Origin of the sequence: Streptomyces sp. NPDC101234 (assembly GCF_044767525.1) — a bacterium.
GTDB lineage: Bacteria > Actinomycetota > Actinomycetes > Streptomycetales > Streptomycetaceae > Streptomyces > Streptomyces sasae.
The window spans coordinates 296,679-314,985 of record NZ_JBIWOA010000003.1 but is presented as its reverse complement, the minus strand read 5'-3'; the positions used below and the strand labels follow the sequence as shown (position 1 = coordinate 314,985).

16 protein-coding genes are annotated in these 18,307 nt (G+C 72.6%); 8 read left to right on the top strand and 8 right to left on the bottom strand.

Annotated features, from left to right (window positions below):
- Window positions 1–9: 9 nt before the first annotated feature.
- A complete protein-coding gene (locus ACIRR9_RS07870) occupies window positions 10–828 on the top strand; it encodes an SDR family NAD(P)-dependent oxidoreductase (protein WP_403748726.1) in 819 nt (272 codons plus the stop codon).
- Here the strand turns inward: ACIRR9_RS07870 and ACIRR9_RS07865 are convergent.
- The gene (locus ACIRR9_RS07865) at window positions 814–2,208 is read right to left on the bottom strand and encodes a pyridoxal phosphate-dependent decarboxylase family protein (protein ID WP_403748724.1); all 1,395 of its coding nucleotides are present in this window, start codon (window positions 2,206–2,208) and stop codon (window positions 814–816) included. The genes ACIRR9_RS07870 and ACIRR9_RS07865 overlap by 15 nt on opposite strands.
- 195 nt (window positions 2,209–2,403) lie before the next feature.
- Between ACIRR9_RS07865 and ACIRR9_RS07860 the strand changes: the two genes are divergently transcribed.
- The gene (locus ACIRR9_RS07860; protein ID WP_403748721.1) at window positions 2,404–3,102 is read left to right on the top strand and encodes a L,D-transpeptidase; all 699 of its coding nucleotides are present in this window, start codon (window positions 2,404–2,406) and stop codon (window positions 3,100–3,102) included.
- A 39-nt stretch (window positions 3,103–3,141) separates the two neighbouring features.
- On the opposite strand, the gene ACIRR9_RS07855 is transcribed toward ACIRR9_RS07860, so the two are convergent.
- Window positions 3,142–4,344: a Gfo/Idh/MocA family protein gene (locus ACIRR9_RS07855; RefSeq protein WP_403748719.1), complete on the bottom strand. Its 1,203-nt coding sequence runs from the start codon at window positions 4,342–4,344 to the stop codon at window positions 3,142–3,144.
- Between the two features lie 141 nt (window positions 4,345–4,485).
- Here ACIRR9_RS07855 and ACIRR9_RS07850 point away from each other — a divergent pair, with 141 nt between their 5' ends.
- Together ACIRR9_RS07850 and ACIRR9_RS07845 are read left to right on the top strand one after the other, a co-directional pair.
- Window positions 4,486–5,634 (top strand): ROK family protein, encoded by a 1,149-nt coding sequence (locus ACIRR9_RS07850; protein WP_403748716.1) that lies wholly within the window; start codon window positions 4,486–4,488, stop codon window positions 5,632–5,634.
- A 111-nt stretch (window positions 5,635–5,745) separates the two neighbouring features.
- On the top strand, window positions 5,746–5,904 hold the full coding sequence (locus tag ACIRR9_RS07845; RefSeq protein WP_365349629.1) for a hypothetical protein: 159 nt from the start codon (window positions 5,746–5,748) through the stop codon (window positions 5,902–5,904).
- A 93-nt stretch (window positions 5,905–5,997) separates the two neighbouring features.
- Here the strand turns inward: ACIRR9_RS07845 and ACIRR9_RS07840 are convergent, their stop codons facing one another.
- Window positions 5,998–7,374 (bottom strand): S1 family peptidase, encoded by a 1,377-nt coding sequence (locus ACIRR9_RS07840; RefSeq protein ID WP_403748713.1) that lies wholly within the window; start codon window positions 7,372–7,374, stop codon window positions 5,998–6,000.
- Window positions 7,375–7,565: 191 nt separating this feature from the next.
- Between ACIRR9_RS07840 and ACIRR9_RS07835 the strand changes: the two genes are divergently transcribed.
- Genes ACIRR9_RS07835 through ACIRR9_RS07825 form a run of 3 tightly spaced genes read left to right on the top strand, consistent with a single transcriptional unit; the run spans window position 7,566 to window position 9,928 of the window.
- Window positions 7,566–8,738: a MalY/PatB family protein gene (locus ACIRR9_RS07835; RefSeq protein WP_403748711.1), complete on the top strand. Its 1,173-nt coding sequence runs from the start codon at window positions 7,566–7,568 to the stop codon at window positions 8,736–8,738.
- 26 nt (window positions 8,739–8,764) lie between these two features.
- Entirely contained in the window at window positions 8,765–9,523 is a 759-nt protein-coding gene (locus ACIRR9_RS07830) for a type 1 glutamine amidotransferase domain-containing protein (protein ID WP_403748708.1), read from the top strand.
- Window positions 9,524–9,532: 9 nt separating this feature from the next.
- Window positions 9,533–9,928 (top strand): PPOX class F420-dependent oxidoreductase, encoded by a 396-nt coding sequence (locus ACIRR9_RS07825; protein ID WP_403748705.1) that lies wholly within the window; start codon window positions 9,533–9,535, stop codon window positions 9,926–9,928.
- A gap of 33 nt (window positions 9,929–9,961) precedes the next feature.
- Here ACIRR9_RS07825 and ACIRR9_RS07820 read toward each other — a convergent pair whose 3' ends face one another.
- From ACIRR9_RS07820 to ACIRR9_RS07805, 4 genes are all read right to left on the bottom strand, one after another.
- Window positions 9,962–12,721: a hypothetical protein gene (locus ACIRR9_RS07820; RefSeq protein ID WP_403748704.1), complete on the bottom strand. Its 2,760-nt coding sequence runs from the start codon at window positions 12,719–12,721 to the stop codon at window positions 9,962–9,964.
- Window positions 12,722–12,835: 114 nt separating this feature from the next.
- Window positions 12,836–13,246, bottom strand: coding sequence for a DUF4440 domain-containing protein (locus tag ACIRR9_RS07815; protein WP_403748703.1), 411 nt, complete (start codon window positions 13,244–13,246; stop codon window positions 12,836–12,838).
- Window positions 13,247–13,298: 52 nt separating this feature from the next.
- Window positions 13,299–13,718, bottom strand: coding sequence for a Zn-ribbon domain-containing OB-fold protein (locus tag ACIRR9_RS07810; RefSeq protein WP_403749014.1), 420 nt, complete (start codon window positions 13,716–13,718; stop codon window positions 13,299–13,301).
- Window positions 13,719–13,888: 170 nt separating this feature from the next.
- Window positions 13,889–14,686, bottom strand: coding sequence for a TetR family transcriptional regulator (locus ACIRR9_RS07805; RefSeq protein WP_403748701.1), 798 nt, complete (start codon window positions 14,684–14,686; stop codon window positions 13,889–13,891).
- Window positions 14,687–14,871: 185 nt separating this feature from the next.
- Between ACIRR9_RS07805 and ACIRR9_RS07800 the strand changes: the two genes are divergently transcribed.
- Window positions 14,872–15,651: a peptidoglycan-binding protein gene (locus ACIRR9_RS07800; protein WP_403748699.1), complete on the top strand. Its 780-nt coding sequence runs from the start codon at window positions 14,872–14,874 to the stop codon at window positions 15,649–15,651.
- Between the two features lie 244 nt (window positions 15,652–15,895).
- On the opposite strand, the gene ACIRR9_RS07795 is transcribed toward ACIRR9_RS07800, so the two are convergent.
- Entirely contained in the window at window positions 15,896–18,262 is a 2,367-nt protein-coding gene (locus tag ACIRR9_RS07795; RefSeq protein WP_403748697.1) for a SpoIIE family protein phosphatase, read from the bottom strand.
- Between the last annotated feature and the right edge of the window lie 45 nt (window positions 18,263–18,307).

Sequence of the window (18,307 nt, the reverse complement as noted above, 5' to 3'; positions counted from 1 at the left end):
GTCGTTGCCATGACCGGACTCGATCGCTTTGCGGGACACGGGGTTCTCGTCACGGGCGCGGCCCGCGGCATCGGCGCGGCCGTCGCCCGACGGCTGGCCGAGGAGGGCGGACGGGTGCTGGTGACCGATCGGGACCTGCCCGAGGCGGCGAAGACGGCGGCCACCCTGCGCGAACAGGAACTGGCGGTCGAGGCGTTCGCCTGTGACGTGGCCGACCGGGCGTCAGTGGAGGCGGCCGTCGCCCGTGCCGTCGACGCCTTCGGCACCCTCGACGTACTGGTCAACTGCGCCGCGCACTGCACCCCGGACCTGCCCCTCTTCGAGGACCAGCCGGACGACGGGTGGGCCCTGGACCTCGACATCACGCTCACCGGTGTCCACCGCTCCTGCCGTGCCGCCCTCCCGTACCTGGCCGCCTCGGGCAGGGGCGCGATCGTGAGCATCGGCTCCGTCAACGCCGAGGCGGACTTCGGCAACCACGCCTACAGCGCCGCCAAGGCAGGCCTGGTCTCGCTGACCCGTACGCTCGCCGGGCACGCGGCCGCGCGCGGGGTCCGGGTCAACCTGGTGGAGCCGGGCACGGTCCGCACCTCGGCCTGGGAGGGGCGCGCGGACGAACTCGACGCCCTCCAGCCGCTCTATCCCCTCGGCCGGGTCGGGGAACCGGAGGACGTGGCCGCCGCCGTCGCCTTCCTCGCCTCCCGCGACGCCGCCTGGATCACCGGCACCACCCTCCGTGTCGACGGCGGGCTCACCGCCGTCCACAGCGGATTCCACGCGGCGCTGCGGCCGCACCGGGAGGCCCGGCGCGCGTCAGAGAGCCGCTGACGCCGCCGTGAGCACGTCCAGCACCCGCCGGGTGTCGTCCTCGGTGGTCCGCCAGTTGCTGAACGCCGCCCGCAGCGCCGGCACCCCGGCGTAGACGGTCGGGGTGAGGAACGTCTCCCCGGACGCGGCGACCGCCCGCGCCAGGGCGCCCACCCGGTCCTGCGTGGGCTGCTCGGCGAGTGTGAAACAGACCACGTTCAGCCGGACCGGGGCGAGCAGGCGCAGGGCGGGGAGGGCGTCGATGCCCGAACCGAGACGGCGGGCCTCGGTGACGTTGCGCTCGACGATCTCGCGATGCCCGTCCCGGCCGTACGCCGTCAGCGAGAACCAGGCCGGCAGCGCCCGCATCCGGCGGGAGTTCTCCGGGGTGAGGTGCACGAAGTCGGGCTCGCCCGTGGGCATGCCGAGGTAGGGGGAGGCGTTGTGGAACACGGCCACCTGGAGATCACGGCGCCGGGTGAACTGGACGGCCGCGTCATAGGGGACGTTCAGCCACTTGTGCAGGTCCACACAGACCGAGTCGGCCGCGTCCAGGCCCGCGACGAGCGGGGCGTGGGCGGGGGAGAGGGCGGCGAAGGCGCCGAACGCGGCGTCCACGTGCAGCCAGAAGTCGTACCGCTCCTTCAGGGCGGCGATCGCCCGCAGGTCGTCGAAGTCGACGGTGTTCACCGTGCCCGCGTTGGCGACGACGATGGCCGGCCGCCCCTCCAGTGCGGCCAGCGCCGCGTCGAGCGCGGTCACGTCCACCGCCTCCCGGTTCCCGGGCAGCGGCGGCACCCGACGCAGCCGTTCCCGCCCGATGCCGAGGACCGAGAGTGCCTTGCCGATGCTGGAGTGCGGGCTGCCGGAGAGCACGTCGACCGGGCCGAGCGCGGCGGCACCCGCCCGGGAGACATCCACCCCTAGCCGCTCGCCGAGCCATTCCCGGGCGATCGCCAGACCGACGGTGTTCGATGTCGTCGCCCCGGTCACGAACGCACCGCTGTGCGCCTCGCCGAGCCCGAACAGCTCGGCCAGCCAGGCCACGGTCTCCTGCTCCAGGGCGGCACCCCAGGAGCCGACGGCCCCCGACAGGTTCTGGTCGTAGGCCGAGGTCAGCCAGTCGCCGGTGAGGGAGGCGGGTGTCACGCCACCGGTGACGAAACCGAGGTAGCGTGGCCCGGCCGAGGCGGACATACCCGGCGCCCACCGCTCGGTGAACCGGGCCAGCGCGCCGGCACCGCCCTCTCCCCGCTCGGGCAACGACGCCCGCGCGGGTGCGGGTCCGAGCGCGACCACCGGCCGCCCGGCCGGCCCGGCCACCTCACCGGCGGCCAAGTCGCGGGCGGACTGGAGCAGTCCGGGAAGCCGGGCGAGATCCTCGGCGAGCACGGGGTCCATGGGCCGCAGACTAGGACGGCCGTGACGCGGTGGCGCGGGCCACTCCGGGGAAAGTGGACTGATACCGCCCGCGGAGGCGGCGGCGCCCAAAGCAACCGTTTCGTCACAGGCCGACCCGGGCTACAACCAATGCCCGTCAGTGGGTGGTCTAGGAGCACGAGATCGCAGGACAGAGGAAAAGGAGACAGACGTCACATGGGGGTCATAACCAGACGAAGTGCCGTGGTGCTCGGTGTCGCCGGGATGGTGGCGCCGCTCGCGCTCGCCTTCACCGCCGTACCGGCACAGGCCGCGAGCAGCTGCACCACGCAGGCCGGCCCGTACCAGAAGCAGGTCGAGAAGTTCCTCGGGCGGCCGGTCGACGGCAAGCAGTCCACCGCCGACTGCAAGGCGATCCAGGCGTTCCAGAACAAGCACGGCATCACGCCCGCCGTCGGGTACGCGGGGTCCGTCACCTGGGGCGTGATGGATCTCATGAACAAGCAGAAGGCCGTCGGGAACAACCCCAACAAGGACGGCAAGTGCCCCACCGACAAGGGGCGCATCGCCTGTGTGAACCTGACGCTCCAGCTGTCCTGGATCCAGGACGGCAACAAGCTCGTCTACGGCCCGGTCCCGGTGCGTACCGGCCGCAAGGGGTTCGTCACCCGCACCGGCCTGAAGAAGATCTACTGGCGGGACATCGACCACGTCTCGTCCGTCTACAACGTGCCGATGCCCTACAGCCAGTTCTTCGACGGCGGCCAGGCCTTCCACTCGGTGAACCTCAGCATGTGGAACCCGCCGGGCTCGCACGGCTGCGTCAACATGACCCCCGCCGTCGCCAAGAAGTACTGGTCGCTGCTGAAGACCGGTGACGACGTGTTCGTCTACGGCCGCAAGCCGGGCACCTGACGGCACCCGGCCTCCGGTCTTGGGCCCGCGGCTTCGGGCTCAGCTCTCCGGGGCGTCCCCGAAGTCCGGGATCTCCAGCCTGGCCCCACCCTGCCGCGCGGACTCGTGCGCGATGATGCCCGGCAGGGTGTAGCGGGCGGCGACCCACGCGTTGACCGACGGCAGGGTGCGCGAGTTCACGGCCGTCACGAAGTCGTCGACCAGGAAGTGGTGGCTGCCCTCGTGCCCGTTGTGCAGCGCGTCGAACTCCCGCGGCAGCCGCGCCCGGTCGTGCACCGGCGCCGAGCCGGAGGTGAAGGCCGCCCGCAGCTCCGGTGCGATGTGCTGCAGTGACGGGTCGTCCGGGGACATGGTCGGCTTGGGCTCCAGCAGCTCGCTGATGTCCTTGACGCCGTTCTTGTCCTGCCACAGCGCGACCGTCGCCAGCTGCTCCATGCTCGCCTCCGTGCCGAAGAACCGGAAGCGCGACTCACGGATGTGGGACGGGTAGCCCACCCGCCGGAACTCGTTCGTACGGAACGAGCCCCCGCCCGCCACCTCGAACAGCGCGGTGGCGTTGGACATGTCGTTGCCGAACTGGCTGACCTCCTTGTCGAAGACGCCGTCGCCGCGGTCGTCGACCACGCCGATCGCCGAGACGCTCACCGCGTGCGTCTGCCAGGCGCCGAGCACCCCGCCCACCGAGTGCGTCGGGTAGAGCAGCGGCGGGTAGCTGGCCGTCGCCTTCCAGTTCTCGCCGCCGCTGTAGCGGTACGCGTCGTAGAAGCCGAGGTCCATGTCGTGGACGTAGTCGCCCTCGGCGTAGAACAGCCGCCCGAAGGAGCCCTCGGCGATCTGGTTGCGGGCGTGCACGGTCGCCGGGTTGTACTGGCTGGTCTCGCCCATCATGTACGTCAGTCCGGTCGCCTTGACCGTGTCGATGATCGCGGCGATCTCCTCGGCGGCGATCGCCATGGGGACCGCCGAGTACACGTGCTTGCCGGCGTTCAGGCCCTGCAGGACCAGCGGGCCGTGCGTCCAGCGCTGGGTGAAGATCGCGACCGCGTCGACGGCCGACGACTCCAGCATGGCCTCGTACGACGGGAAGGTGCCCGCCAGTCCCTGGGCGGCGGCGAGTTTCTCCGCGCGCTCCGGCAGCAGGTCGGTGACGTACACGTCGCCGACGCCGGGATGGGCCTGGAACAGCGTGGCGAACTGGCCGGAGAACTGTCCGGCGCCGACGATGCCGAGTGAGAAAGTCATGGTGGTTACTTTTGCTGCGAAAGAATCTCGAAGTCAAGGGGCGGAAGGAAGTAGGAAAGGTGGCAGGAGGGCGCTTCTGCGGCGCACCGGGCGCACAGTAGGGTTGTCAGGTTGCTTCAGCTCCAGAAGAAAAGGGATGCCGTGACCGACTGGCTGCCGCTGAGCCCCGCGGTGCGCTCCGTGGCGATCGAGGTACTCGTCCACGGCCCGCTGTCGCGCACCGAACTGGCCCACCGGCTGAACCTCTCCCAGGGCAGCCTCACCCGCCTCACCAAGCCGCTCATCGAGTCCGGACTGCTCGTCGAGACCCCCTGGTCGGGCGCCCCGGCGGAGGCACGCCAGGGACGCCCCTCGCAGCCGCTGGACGTGGTCGCCGAGTCCCGCTCCTTCCTCGGCTTCAAGGTCACCGACGAGACGGTGTACGGCGTCGTCACCACCCTCAGGAGCGATATCGTCACCCGCCTCGAACGGCCTCTCACCAGCCACGATCCCGATCGGGTCGCCGACCTGCTGGCCGCCATGGCCGCCGAGCTGGCCGACCGGCACCCCGCCGTCGCCGGTATCGGCATCGGTGTCGGCGGGTACGTGCGCGAGCACGCCGTGGTCGGCGAGTCGCCGTACCTGCGGTGGCGGGACGTCCCGCTGGCCGACCTGGTCCGCGAGCGCACCGGGCTGCCGGTCGTCGTCGAGAACGACGTGGCCGCCCTGGTCGAGGCGGAGACCTGGTTCGGCGCCGGCCGTGGCCTGGACCGCTTCGTCGTCCTCACCATCGGCGCCGGTATCGGCTACGGGCTGGTGCTCGGCGGCAAGCGGGTCCCGTACGCCGAGGAGGACCGCGGCTTCGGCCGGCACTGGATCATCGACCCGCAGGGCCCGCTCACTCCTCAGGGCGAGCGCGGCAGCGCGGTCTCGCTGCTCACCATTCCGAGCATCCGCTACCAGATCAGGGCCGCCACCGGCCATGACGCGTCGTACGAGGAGATACTCGCCCGGGCCGCCGCGGGCGAGCCGATGGCCGCGCGGGTGATCGGCGAGGCCGGCCGGGCGCTGGGCACCCTGCTCGCGCAGATCGCCAACTTCGCCATGCCGCAGAAGATCCTGCTCGCCGGGGAAGGGGTCGGCCTCATGGACGTGGCCGGGGACACGGTGCGGGACGCCGTCGGTGCCCACCGTCATCCGCTCGCCGAGCCGATCCGTCTGGAGACCAAGGTGTCCGACTTCCACGACTGGGCGCGCGGTGCCGCCGTACTGGCCATCCAGGTGCTGGTGCTCGGTGGGGCCGGGGACTGAACTCCCGCTTCTCCTTGACATATTGACGTGACGAGTAACACGGTCCGAAATGTCCATATCGGTCGTACTTACTCACGGCGTCTTCACGCCGATCGGCATATGCTTCACACCATGTCCACCACTGTTGAAGCCGTCACCGAGCGATCGGCCGACGAGGTCAACGAGGAGATCCGGGCCCTGTGGCTCCGGTCGGGCGGGACACTGAGCACCGAGCAGCGCGAGGTATACCAGCGGCTCGTCCTCGAATGGGCGGCAGCGGCCCCGCAGTAGCCGGATCAGGCGGCCTGACCGTCCGTCCAGGGCACCCGTCGGAACGGGTGCCCTTCTCGTAGGCCCGTGGGTCCATGACCCCTTCGGTCCCCGTCAGCCCCAAGTCGCCGAGTAGTAGCGCTGGTACGCCTTGCGGTCCTGTTCCGCGCGGATCCAGCGGGTCCCGACCAGGGCGATCAGGCTGCCCCCGATCACCAGCAGACCCGGACCGACGTTGCGGGTGTCCGTGAGCCGGGCGACCAGGCTGGTGTCGTCCGAGGAACCGACCGCCGCCGTCGACCCCGGCGAGGCGGCGCTCGGCGCGATGGTGCTGTGGGTGGCCGACGCGGACGGCGCGGCCGAAGCGCCCTGCGTCCCGGTGGCGGCCTGCTTCGTCACGATCAACTGGACGTTCAGCGCGGCCATCGCCCGCGTCACCGGCTGGAAGAACGTCACCCCGCCCGTGGTGCAGTCACCGCTGCCGCCCGAGGTCACGCCCAGCGCGATGCCCTCGGAGAACAACGGGCCGCCGCTGTCGCCCGGTTCGGCGCACACGTTCGTCTGGATGAGCCCGGTGACCGTGCCCTCCGGGTAGTTGACGGTCGCGTTGAGCGCCGTCACCGTGCCGTCGTGCAGACCGCTGGTGCTGCCGCTGCGGAACACCTTCTGCCCGACCGTCGGATCGGCGGACCCGGTGATCCGCACGCCCTGGCCGTTGCCGATCGCGACCACGTCGGCGTTGTCGCCGGCCTTGCCCTTCGCGTACTGGATCAGCGAGAAGTCGTTACCGGGGAACTGCGTGTTGATCGTGGTGCCCAGTTGCTCGTTGCCGCCCTGGGCCTCGTCGAACCAGATCGTGTTGGCCGGACCGCAGTGGCCGGCGGTCAGGATGAAGTCGGTCTGCCCGTTGGTGACGTTGAACCCCGCCGAACAGCGGCCGCCCGTCGACAGGATGGGCTGAGCGCCGTTGAGCCGCGGCGTGAACGTGCCCCCGGTGCGCTGCATCTGCACGAACCCTCCGATGCCGGCGGCGACTTGCTTGAGGGCCGCCCAGTCGGAGGTGGAGACCGTGCTGTCGGCCTCCACCATCACCCGGTTGGTCCGGTAGTCCACCGCCCACGCGGTGCCGGCCACCCGCGGCGCCGCACGCAGCGTGGCGGTGGCCGCCTTCAGTACGTTCATGCTGTGCGAGACCATCTTGGGCTCGGCGCCCGCCTGCTTGACCATCGCGGCGGCCTGTTCGTCGGTCACCGCGACCACCGGCTTCCCGTCGGCGCCGATCCAGCTGCCCGCCGTACGGGCCGTGCCGAGCCTGGTGACCAGCGCGGTACCGGTGTCACCGGCCTCCGTCGCGGAGCTGAACGGCACGGCGGACGTGCCGGGAGTCTCGCTCGCCATGGCCGTGGTGACCATCGCACCTCCCAGAAGGAGTCCGCCGACCGCCGCCAGCTGTGTCCCTCGCCGGACGACCCGTCGTCGTGCGTGCCTCATCCATGGCTCCCGAAACCCCGAACGCGCGGTGTCGACACCGCGGGGCCCTCCGGTCGTCGAGCGCCCTGCTCTTCATACGCGGACGGGGCACGGGGCGTTCACAGCGTCGGTGATCTTTGCGATCCCATGGCAGTACGACGTTGCCGTCCGCCTCGTTCCCGGGCGCCCGGCAGCCGCCTATCTTGACAGCCATGACCAGCATCCCGCAGGAGAACCCGGACGAACCGAACCCGCTGCGCGCCCTCACCCTCGACCGGCTGCGATGTCGTACCAGCATGAAATGGCGCACCTACCCGCAGGACGTGCTCCCGGTGTGGGTGGCGGAGATGGACGTACCGCTCGCCGAACCCGTGATCCGCGCGGTCACGGACGCGCTCGCGCTCGGGGACACCGGCTACCCGGCGGGCACCGCCTACGCCGAGGCGCTGGCCGCGTTCGCCGCGAAACGCTGGGGCTGGGACGGGCTCGACGTGGCCCGCACCGCGATCGTGCCCGATGTGATGCTCGGCGTGGTCGAAATGCTCAGACTGGTCACGGGGCCCGGCGACCCGGTGGTGGTCAACTCGCCGGTGTATCCGCCGTTCTACCAGTTCGTCGAGCACATGGACCGCCGGGTGGTGGAGGCCCCGCTCGGCATCGGCGCACGCATCGACCTCGACGTCCTGGAAGACACCTTCCGGGACCTCGGCGGCGGACCGGCCGCCTTCCTGCTCTGCAGCCCCCACAACCCGACCGGCACCGTCCACACCGTCGAGGAGCTCACCGCCGTCACCGCCCTCGCAGGGCGGTACGGCGTCCGGGTCGTCGCCGACGAGATCCACGCCCCGCTGACCGCCCCGGGCGCCGGCTTCGTGCCGTATCTGAGCGTGCCGGGCGCCGAGCGCGGGCTGTCGCTGATGTCGGCGTCGAAGGCCTGGAACCTGGCGGGCCTCAAGGCCGCGCTCGCCATCGCCGGACCCGGGGCCGCCGCCGACCTCGCCCGGATGCCGGAGGAGGTCAGCCACGGCCCGAGCCATGTCGGCGTCATCGCCCACACGGCCGCTCTGACCGACGGCACCGCCTGGCTGGACGCGCTGCTCACCGGCCTCGACGAGAACCGGCGCCTGCTCGCCGGCCTGCTCGACCGCCACCTGCCCGCCGTCCGGTACCGGCCCGCCGAGGCCACCTACCTCGCCTGGCTCGACTGCCGCGCCCTCGGCCTCGGCGACGACCCGGCCGAGGCCTTCCTGGAGCGCGGGCGGGTGGCGGTCAACTCCGGGATCCCCTTCGGGACGGGCGGCGCCGGGCATGTCCGGTTCAACCTGGCCGCCTCGCCCGAGGTGATCACGGAGGCGGTACGGCGGATGGCGGCGGCGCTCGGGTGAACCGCGGCGGCTGACATCATGGCCGTATGCGTGTGCTGATGCCCGTCCCCGACCACGACTTCGACGTGACCGAGGTGGCCGTGCCCTGGCGGTTGCTGACCCGGGCCGGCCACGAGGTCGTGTTCGCCACCGAGCGCGCCGGCACCCGGCCCGCCGCCGACCCCCGGCTGCTCACCGGCGTCCTGTTCGGACAGCTCGGCGCCGACGGCGAACCCAGGACGTTCTACGAACAGCTCACCGCCGCACCGGAGTTCGCCGCCACGCTCGCCTGGTCCGACCTCGACGTCACGGACTACGACGGCCTGCTGCTGCCCGGCGGCCACGCGCCCGGCATGCGCCAGTACCTCGGCTCGGCCGAACTCCAGGAGCAGGTGCGGAAGTTCTGGGCGCTCGGCCGCCCGGTCGGCGCGATCTGCCACGGCGTACTGGTCCTCGCCCGCACCCTGGACCCGGCCACGGGCCGCAGTGTGCTGTCCGGCCGCCGGACCACCTGCCTGCCCAAGTACATGGAACGCACCGCCTACTTCGCGACCGCCTGGCGCCTCGGCCGCTACTACCGCACCTATCCGGCCTACGTCGAGGACGAGGTGCGTGCCGCGCTCGCCGACCCGGCCGCCCAGTTCGAGCGCGGGCCCCGCGAGCTCTCCCGGCGCGGGACCGAGACCGACGACACCGCCGCCTTCGTCGTCGAGGACGGCACCTATCTCTCGGCCCGCTGGCCCGGCGACGCCTATCTCTTCGCCCGCCGCTACCTCGGCCTCCTCGCACGGCCGAGGGACGCCTAGACTTCCGGCATGGACGACACCACCGGGACGGACCTCGACCGGCTCGGCGCCGGTAAGTATCTGCTGGTCACCAGCTATCGCAAGGACGGCACGCCCGTGCCCACCCCGGTGTGGGTGGTGCAGGACGGGGACGGGCTCGGCGTCTGGACGACCACCGACAGCTGGAAGGTGAAGCGGATCCGCCGCCGCGCCGATGTCCAGGTCGGCCCCTGCGACCTGCGCGGACGTCCGACCGGCGACCCGGTCCCGGCCACCGCCGAGATCGCCGACGCGGCCACCACGGCCCGCTACCGCGGCCTCATCGCCCGCAAGTACGGCATCACCGGCCGCCTCACCCTCCTCGGCAGCAGGCTGCGCCGGGGCCTGGACGGCACCGTCGGCATCCGGGTGACCCTGACGCCCTGAGGAGGCCGCGACCTCCCCAGGGCGCACGGGGCGTTACGAGGCGTCCAGCACCGTTCCGGTGAGCACCAGCCCGCCGGGCAGCGGTCTGTCCGAGTCGTCGGTCTGCTGGAAGCTCACCGTCTCGGCGGACTCCCTGACCTGGTCCTTCACCGTGGGTATGGTCACGTCGAGGCTCGTCTTCCCGGCGGGGACGTCCAGCCACAGGTAGAGGCCGTCCACCTTCGACAGCGGCCGCTCCGGGTCGGGTTCGGCGCCGGAGGTCCCGGCCAGCCATTGCGGGTCGACGTCCTTGGTGGACAGCTCAGGGCCGCTGACCGGAACCGGGACGAACAGCGTGGCGATGTCCGTGTCCGCGGCCTCGGACAGCGAGATCCGCCACTTCAGGGCCTCGCCCTCGGTCACCCGGTCGGCGAGCGGGGTCACGGTGACGGTGGGCGCCGGGTCGTCGTTGCGCACGGTCAGCCCGCCCCGGTAGGAGCCGACGACCGCCCCGTGCACGGCCTTGACCAGCACGTCGTACGGCACGTCGGTGCCGTAACGCGTGTTGCCCTTCACCTCGATCGGCACGTCGATGTCGTGGCCGCCCGGCCGCACGGTGACCAGGCGGTCCCCGGCCTCGCCGGTGGCCGGGTCGACGACGTACACCCGGACCCGGCCGCTGCCCTGCCCGGACACCCGGACCGGTACCCGGTAGGTGCGCACGCCCGAGTCGCCCTCGTCGACCGTCAGCCGGCCGATGTCGACGCGCGGCAGTGCCGCCGCCCGTACCGCGGGGGTGCCCGGCCGCCAGCCCCAGGCATCCATCAGCCAGGCCTGTCCGGACGCCGAACGCGAGGTCAGATCAAGGGACTTGACCGACCGCAGGTCGACCCCGGCGCGGCGGGCGGCGGTCAGCGGCACCCGGACCTCGCGGGCCCAGTAGGACGCGGTGCGGTCGCTGCCGGGCAGCCCGTCGATGCCGACCCGGCCCAGCGTCGCCTGCCGGCCGTGGGTGTCCGTGACGGAGACGTCGAGCTTCGTGCCCCGGGAGTTCGGCGGCACGAAGAGCCGCAGGGCGAGCGCCTCGCTGCCGTGGAGGGAGACCGGCCGCGCCACCGCGACGCGGGTCCGTGCTCCCGTGGCCGTCCAGCGCAGCGCGACCGCGTGCCGGCCGGCCTCCCGTCCCGTCTCCCACTGCGCGAAGTGCGGCGAGACGCCCTCGGCACCCTGGCCCAGGCAGGCCTTCGCCGGGGCGGGGTCGACCGCGGCGCACAGCCGGCCGCCGGTCACGGTCACCCCGCCGTCCGGCAGGAAGCCGGCGCCACGGTTCGCGCCGACCGCGTGGCTGAGCACCCGCGCCGGATCCGCGGAGGGCGCCCGCCGCCCCGAACCGTCCAGCAGCGGACGCACCTTGTCGTCACCGGCCACGAACAGCCGGGCCGCCGCCGCGATGTAGGTCGAGCCCGCCCGGTGCTGCTGGTCGGCGGTCAGCCGGGTCGCGGCATGCTTCCCGCACACCGGGTCCGGGTGGTCCCCGTCGTCGTAGAAGTCGTCCTCCGCCGGGGCCTGCGCCTGCCCGGGCGTCCACTCGGTGTTGAAGAAGTTGTGGTTGGCGCCGATGACGAACACCGCGCTGTGCAGGGCCTTTCCGGCGCTGACCGCGCGGGTGCCGTCGACGTACACCTCGCCCTGGAGGTCGGAGACATCACCGTCGCAGCCGGGCAGGACCGTGAGCGACGGTACGTCCGGCACCGGGTTCTGGCCGAAGACGGTCGGACCGATCAGCACGGTCCCGCTGATGTGCCAGCGCACCGCGCCGTGGTAGCCGTCCTGGTCGGCCGGTGGCGGGTAGAGGCTGTCCAGCGCGGCCCGGTTCACGCCCTCGCCGCCCCGCGAGTGGCCGATCAGCAGGACCCGGGACAGGTCGGCGCGGGGCGCCTCGCGGACGATCCGCGGCGCACGCTGCGGATGCCGCGCCCAGTCGGCCCACTGCGCCAGGTGCAGCCGGATCAGCGACGAACGGGCCTGTGCCCCGCCGTCCTCGGCCTGCCAGTCCTGGCCGTTGATCCCGTTCGCCGCGATCGAAACGGTCACATAGCCCTGGGACGCGAGCAGTCGCTGGTCGCGCAGATAGCCCCGGTCGCTCGGCACCGCGATCGACCCGATCGGGCACGGCCAGGCGCCGGCCGCCTCACCGTCGTCGCCGTGCGGGGTGTAACAGGTGGCGTGGCGGCCGTGCAGGAACAGCGCGAGCGGGCGCGGACCGGAGATCCCGGTGGGCGCGACCACGACGGCACTCATCTCCACGGGGACGGAGAACCCGGGCAGCCGGACGGACTTGAGCTGGTACGAGCCGGTGGTGGTGCGGTAGCGGCCGGGCTTGCCAGGGTCCACCGGATCGGCGGGCAGCGGAGCAGGGGGCCGGGCGGCCGGCGTCGGTGACGTGGTGACGGGGGAGCTGGTGTCCAGCCGCCGTCCACCGGACCAGACCTGGAGGTCCTTGAGGTCGCCGGTGCGCGCCGCTTCGAGACCGAGCCGGAAGGTGTGCCCGTCGCGCTCGGGCTTCGGCACCCCCAACAACCGTCCGTCCGAACGGAATTCGACCCGGGCGTCCCCCATCGGCACCTGTCTGCCGGACCGCCACACCAGCTCGGGCGCCGACCGCCCGTCGTCGATGCGCCAGCCCGGCGGCAGCTTCCCGCCGGACTCGGTGGCCGCCAGAACCTGTTGAGCGTGTGCGGTGGTACCGGACACCCCTCCCGCCAGCGCGAGCACCGCGGCCGCGGTGACCCATATTCGCCGGGTACGGACCAATGTTCCCCTCCTCGGAAGGCGAGCACAGGCACCCCGGCCGTCCCGGGATGCCTCTCGCGTTCCGGAGGACGGAGAGGTGAGTCTGTGGGTTGCCTGTGAGGGGGGAGTGGCTGGTTATGGGGCAGTGGCCGGTGGTACGGGATCGACGCCGGGCGGTACGGCCGTGGCCTGGTGGTAGTACATCCGCCAGCCGCTCTGTCCGTCGCGCCGGCGCCACAGGGAGCTGTGCCGGGAGCGGCGGTCGCCGAGCCTCGCCTCGAAGGTCACCTGCACCAGGCCCGGGGCCAGGACCACCCCGGTCATGCCGGAGGGCTCGTACCGCGGGCCGTCCTTCGACGCGCCCGGCTTGTCCGGCAGTTCGGCGAGCAGCTGCTCGTACCCGTACCGGCGGCCGGACGCGCCCACCTCCACGAACTCAGGGTCCAGCAGCTCGCGCGCCAGTACCCGCGAGGCGCGCACCTCGGGGTCCATGAGCCGCAGCTCGCCCGCGATCGCCGCCGTCACCTGGGCCGATTCATCGTCCATGGCCGTATCCTCGCCCAGGCCGCCGGCTGCCGCGCAACCGGGTTTCCGACCGTCAGCTCCAGGCCCGGTAGGGCTCGTCGAGCAGCTGGAAGACCGGCTCACCGCGCACCGGGTCCCTGGTCGTGGAGAGCTTGACCCGGTCGCCGCTGTGGATGCCGATCGGCGGGCCCATGACCCTGCCCCGCACCACGAACCCCTCGGCCATCTCGATCAGCGACACATTGCGTGCGGCGGGCGTGTTGCGGTGCACCACCGACGAGTGGCGGACCGTGCCCACGCCTTCGCTGCGCTCCGTGCGCAGCTCGCTGCCCTGGCACACCGGACACAGCAGCCGGTGGTACATGGCGGTGCCGCACCAGGTGCAGCGCTGGAAGACGATGGCGTCCTTGTGGTGGTCCGCGGGCGCGGGGTCGAGAACGCTCGTCGCGAATCCGACCGCCGACTGTGCGGCGCTCGCCGAGTGGTGGTACACGCTGGTCAACTCCCTGCGCTCGCCCGGAATCCCGAATCCGGCGTGCCCGGACCCGGCCGGACACGCAGGTGCCCGGTTCGCCGTGCCACCGCGCACGTCGACAGGGTATGGCACTCAGTGCCACTCGTAAAGGCACTGCGTACCCCAAATTTTCGCCGGTCTTCCGGCGGTCAGGTGCGGCCGAACGCGGTCTCGATCTCCTGCACCACCCGCCACAGCGGGGCGTCGCGCCGGGAGACGAGGACAACGACGTCGTCCGGGTGCTCCGCGGGGCCGCCGAACAGCGCGGCCGACGCTCCGTCGGACGCGACCTCCGTTGCGGCCCCGGCCCCGGCCCCGGCCCCGGCCCCGGCCCCGGCGTCGGCGTAGGCGGCCGGGGTGCCGAACGCGTCCTGCACATAGCGCAGGGCGTGGTCGACGGTGGCGCCCGCGTCTGCCCGGCCGTCCGAACGCAGCCAGGAGCGGAGCGCGTTGTTGTGCGCGGCGACCACGGCCGCCGCGATGACGTCCGCCCGCAGCGTCCCGTCCCGGCGGCCGGCGAAACGGTCGCGCAGATACTCGGCCAGCGCCCGCTCGTAGCGCCACACCACCGAGAGCTCGTACGCCCGCAGTCCGGGCACCTGCTTGGTGAGCCGGTAGCGCTGCACGGAGAACGTGGGGTTCTCCGCGTACATCCGCAGCACCAGCCGGGCCGCGTCGCACACCCGCCGCACCGGCTCGTGCTCCGGTGCGCTCGCCGCCAGGAAGGCGGTCATGTCGGCCAGGCAGCCCTCGTGGTCGGGGAAGACCACGTCCTCCTTGGACGGGAAGTAGCGGAAGAAGGAGCGCCGCCCGACGCCGGCCAGGGCAACGATGTCGTCGACCGTCGTCTGCTCGTAGCCGCGCTCCAGGAAGAGCTGGAAGGCCGCCGCGACCAAGGCGTCCCGCATGGCCGGTTTCGCGGGTGGTGCCGTGCTGCTGGAGCTCATGGACGCGAACGTAGCATTCCGTCCGCCCTCCTGGCACTCAGTGCACTCGTGTGGGGGACTGAGTGCTCTTCAAGGCCCCGTCCGCCCGCTCGGTCCGCCCGGGCTGAACCGTTGTGCCGGTCCTCCCGTATCTGTTCTCGGGGATCGCGGACACCCGTGCGCACGGGACGTAGAAGGAGAGCAGTGTGTCGACACCGCCCGACCCGGAACAGCCGCACCGCGGACCGGTCCTGGAACCGGTCCGGGTGCTGCGCCCCCGCCGGCTCGACGCCCTCGCGGAGCTGATGCGCGAGATCCGTGAGGAGGCGGAGGCCGACGAGAGGGCACGGGAACAGAACAACGAGCAGAAGTACGGGCAGAAGAACCAGCCGGGCCCGGCGGAGTTCGACGCCTTCGGCACGGCATCGTGGACCGGCGCGGGAACCGAGGACGAGACCCAGGAACTGCCACCCGTCACCGACGGCCCGCGCACCGGGCCGGGCGGCCATGCCCACGGCCACGGTCACGGACCGGGCGCCCACGTGTCCCGCGCCTTCGGCTTCGGCCCGGGACTGCGCCGGGCGGCCGCCGTCGTGGCCGTCGGAGCCGCGGCCCTGGTCGGCTTCGGCTGCGCCCTGCTGCTGCCCGGCCGCGGGAGCACCGCCGAGGCCGCCCAGCCGTCCCCGTCCGCCACCACGGCACCGGCCACCACGGCCCCGACGGCGTCCGGCTCCGCCGACCCCGACGGCGCCGGCACCCTGCGCCAGGGTGACAGCGGCCCCCAGGTGGTCGAACTGGAGCAACGCCTGCTGCGCATCCCGGACGTCTACCGCGACGGCTCCACCAGCGGAACGTACGACGCCACCCTCGCCGCGGCCGTGGAACGCTTCCAGATCTGGTACGGCATCAGCGGCGACGAACGCGGTGTCTACGGCGACGACACCCGCAAGTCCCTGGAGTCCCGCACCAGCCTCGGCGACGGCTGACCCCGCCGCCTCGAACGCCGGGCAACGGATCGGGAAAGCACCGGAAAGTCCGCTGGGCGGGCGCCACGATGGGCAGCCACCCGGCGGTTCCGTGCCGCCGTGCTCCCGTCGTACGACCCCGAAGGCCATGCCGATGAACGGCTCCCGCGTCCCGGGCCTGCTGGTGCCCGCCGTCTTCCTGCTGGCCCTCGTGGCGGGCCTGTTCTGGTACTGGCTCCACCGGGACGACGACTGACCGGTCCGGCTACTCCTCGTCCGCGACCGGCACCCGGATGTCCAGCACGCAGACGTCGTCCCGCCGCTCGCCCTCCAGCATCGCGGCGAGGAGCGCGTCCAGGGAGCCGGGGCCGGCGGCGCGGACGGCCCCGGACAGGCGGGCCAGGCCCGTGTCGATGTCCTCGCCCGGCCGTTCGACCAGGCCGTCGGTGTACATCAGCAGCCGGTCGCCGGGCTCCAGCCGGCACTCGGCGGACTCGTAGACCGGGTGCGCCGAGGCGCCGAGCAGCATGCCGTCCGGGCGGTCGAGCAGCTGGACCTCGCCCGCGCGGACCAGGAGGGGCGGCAGATGACCCGCCTGGGCCCAGGTGAGACGGCGATCGGCGGGCTCGTAGCGGGCGAGGACGAGCGTCGCGGTGGCCTGGGCGTCGCGCGAGTGCAGCAGCAGGAAGTTCAGCCGGGCGAGCGCACCGGTCAGGGAGGATCCGGTGGTCACCATGCCCTTGGCGGTGAACCGGAGCTGGGCCATCGTCGCCACCGCGTCGACACCATGGCCCGCCACGTCGCCGATCACGAACAGCGCCGCGTCGTCGGGCAGTTCGATGGCGCTGAACCAGTCGCCGCCGACATGCACCCCCGCCTGAGCGGGCAGATAGGCGACCTCGACGCGCAGCCCGCGCAGCCGCATCGGCTTGCTGGGCAGCGGCAGCAGCGCGTGCTGGAGCCGGGCGGCCAGCGCGCGCTCGGCCTCCAGGACACCGCGCTGCACCAGGATCGCCCGCTCGCTGTCCACCAGGGCGAGTTCGGCGCTGCGCTGCGCGGTGAGGTCCTGCACGAAGCCGTGCACCTCGACGACCGTGCCGTCCGGGGCGGTCACCGCTTCGGCGACGGCTCGCAGATGCCGTACGGCGTTCCCGGACCTTATCCGGAACGGGACGTCGAACTGGTTGCCGCCGCGGGCGAGTTCGGAGACCGCGCGGGCCAACGCATGGGCGTCCTCGGGCAGCACGAGATCCGGCAGCAGGTCCAGCGGAACCGCTCCGCGTCCCGGGTCGCGGCCCAGGATGGTGTAGACCTGCGAGGACCAGGTGACCTGACGGGTGACCAGGTTCCAGTTCGCCCAGCCGAGGTTGCCCAGCCGCTGCATGTCCGCCAGCCGCTGTTCCTGCCGTTCCTCGGTGTCGTGCCGCAGCCAGGTCACGAGCAGCCCGTCATCGAGCCGCGCGGCCCGTACCGAGTAGGTGGCCGTCACGGTGACCCCCGCGACGACCTCCTCGTAGACGAACGGCTCGCCCTCGTACGGCTCACCGCCGAGCGCCTTGAGGTATCCCTGCCACAGCGACTCGCCGGCGACGGCGGGGTAGCTCTCCAGGATGCGCGCGCCGACCATCTCGCGGCCCGTGCGGCCCAGGATGTCGAAGGCGTCCGGGGTGGCCGCCTCCACGAGGTAGTCCTCCACCTCCCCGGTGGCGGCGCGCAGCGGGGTCAGCAGCACCGCCGCTCCCGGCAGCGCGTCCAGCACCCGCTGCACCGTCCGGGAGAAGCCCGAGGCCTCCGGTTCGGGCGGGCCGTCGAGGGCGGTGAGCCGGCCGGCGCACAGCCGGGTGACGGCCCTTAGCAGCTCACGGGCCGCGGGACCGAAGACGGCCTCGTCCCGGCGCAGTACCCCGAGGGCCGTGGCGGCCGGCCCGTCACCCGGGACCGGCAGCCAGGCACGGGACCGCCAGCGCCCCGGCGGCTCGTCGATCAGCTGGAACTCCTGCCGGTCCACGGCGAAGCGCTCCAGCCAGAGCGGCTCACCGGCCTTGAGCGCCTCCAGCGGGGCGATGCCGTCCAGCGGGGGCACCTGGTGCCACCGGACGGCGAGCGTGGTGTCGATCCCCGCGTGCCCGATGAGTTCGAGCCCGTCGCCGGGCAGCCGCCGGTACAGCAGCACCGCGTCGGCGTCGACCTTCGGCGCCAGGTGCTCCAGCAGCGCTCCGGCCAGTTCCTGCGGGGAGCCCACGTGCACCAGGGCCCTGCCGAGGCGGCCGAGCGTCTCGGTGGTGCCGGGCGCCGCGATCGGCTCCCGGGGGGCTGCCGGGGCGGGCACCTCGGCGGCGGCGGCCGGGGCCAGGGGTGCGGTGGGCATCAGCGCGCCCAGGGTGAGCCAGCACTCCTCCAGCAGCGTGCGGTTCCCGGTTTCGGCCCGCTGCCGCAGTGCTTCGTGGGCGGCCTCGGGCGAGCAGCCCGTGGTGGCCATCAATGCGCCCGTGGCCCGCTCCACCACGGCGGATGTGGCCATCGTCTCCCGTAGCCGGTCCAGCTCGGCGCGTTGCCTGGACACGATCTTGGCGAGTGCTGTCAGCTCGGCGACCGCGCCGGTGCCCACAGGAGATGCGTGCTCGCTCGTCACGGGTCGAGCATCGCACAGGAGGGTGCCTCTGATCACACCCGTGCC

Coding starts and splice junctions, on each gene's coding strand:
- ACIRR9_RS07870 (WP_403748726.1), top strand. CDS start 10: ATGACCGGACTCGATCGCTTTGCGGGACACGGGGTTCTCGTCACGGGC.
- ACIRR9_RS07865 (WP_403748724.1), bottom strand. CDS start 2,208: ATGGACCCCGTGCTCGCCGAGGATCTCGCCCGGCTTCCCGGACTGCTC.
- ACIRR9_RS07860 (WP_403748721.1), top strand. CDS start 2,404: ATGGGGGTCATAACCAGACGAAGTGCCGTGGTGCTCGGTGTCGCCGGG.
- ACIRR9_RS07855 (WP_403748719.1), bottom strand. CDS start 4,344: ATGACTTTCTCACTCGGCATCGTCGGCGCCGGACAGTTCTCCGGCCAG.
- ACIRR9_RS07845 (WP_365349629.1), top strand. CDS start 5,746: ATGTCCACCACTGTTGAAGCCGTCACCGAGCGATCGGCCGACGAGGTC.
- ACIRR9_RS07840 (WP_403748713.1), bottom strand. CDS start 7,374: ATGAGGCACGCACGACGACGGGTCGTCCGGCGAGGGACACAGCTGGCG.
- ACIRR9_RS07835 (WP_403748711.1), top strand. CDS start 7,566: ATGACCAGCATCCCGCAGGAGAACCCGGACGAACCGAACCCGCTGCGC.
- ACIRR9_RS07830 (WP_403748708.1), top strand. CDS start 8,765: ATGCGTGTGCTGATGCCCGTCCCCGACCACGACTTCGACGTGACCGAG.
- ACIRR9_RS07825 (WP_403748705.1), top strand. CDS start 9,533: ATGGACGACACCACCGGGACGGACCTCGACCGGCTCGGCGCCGGTAAG.
- ACIRR9_RS07815 (WP_403748703.1), bottom strand. CDS start 13,246: ATGGACGATGAATCGGCCCAGGTGACGGCGGCGATCGCGGGCGAGCTG.
- ACIRR9_RS07805 (WP_403748701.1), bottom strand. CDS start 14,686: ATGAGCTCCAGCAGCACGGCACCACCCGCGAAACCGGCCATGCGGGAC.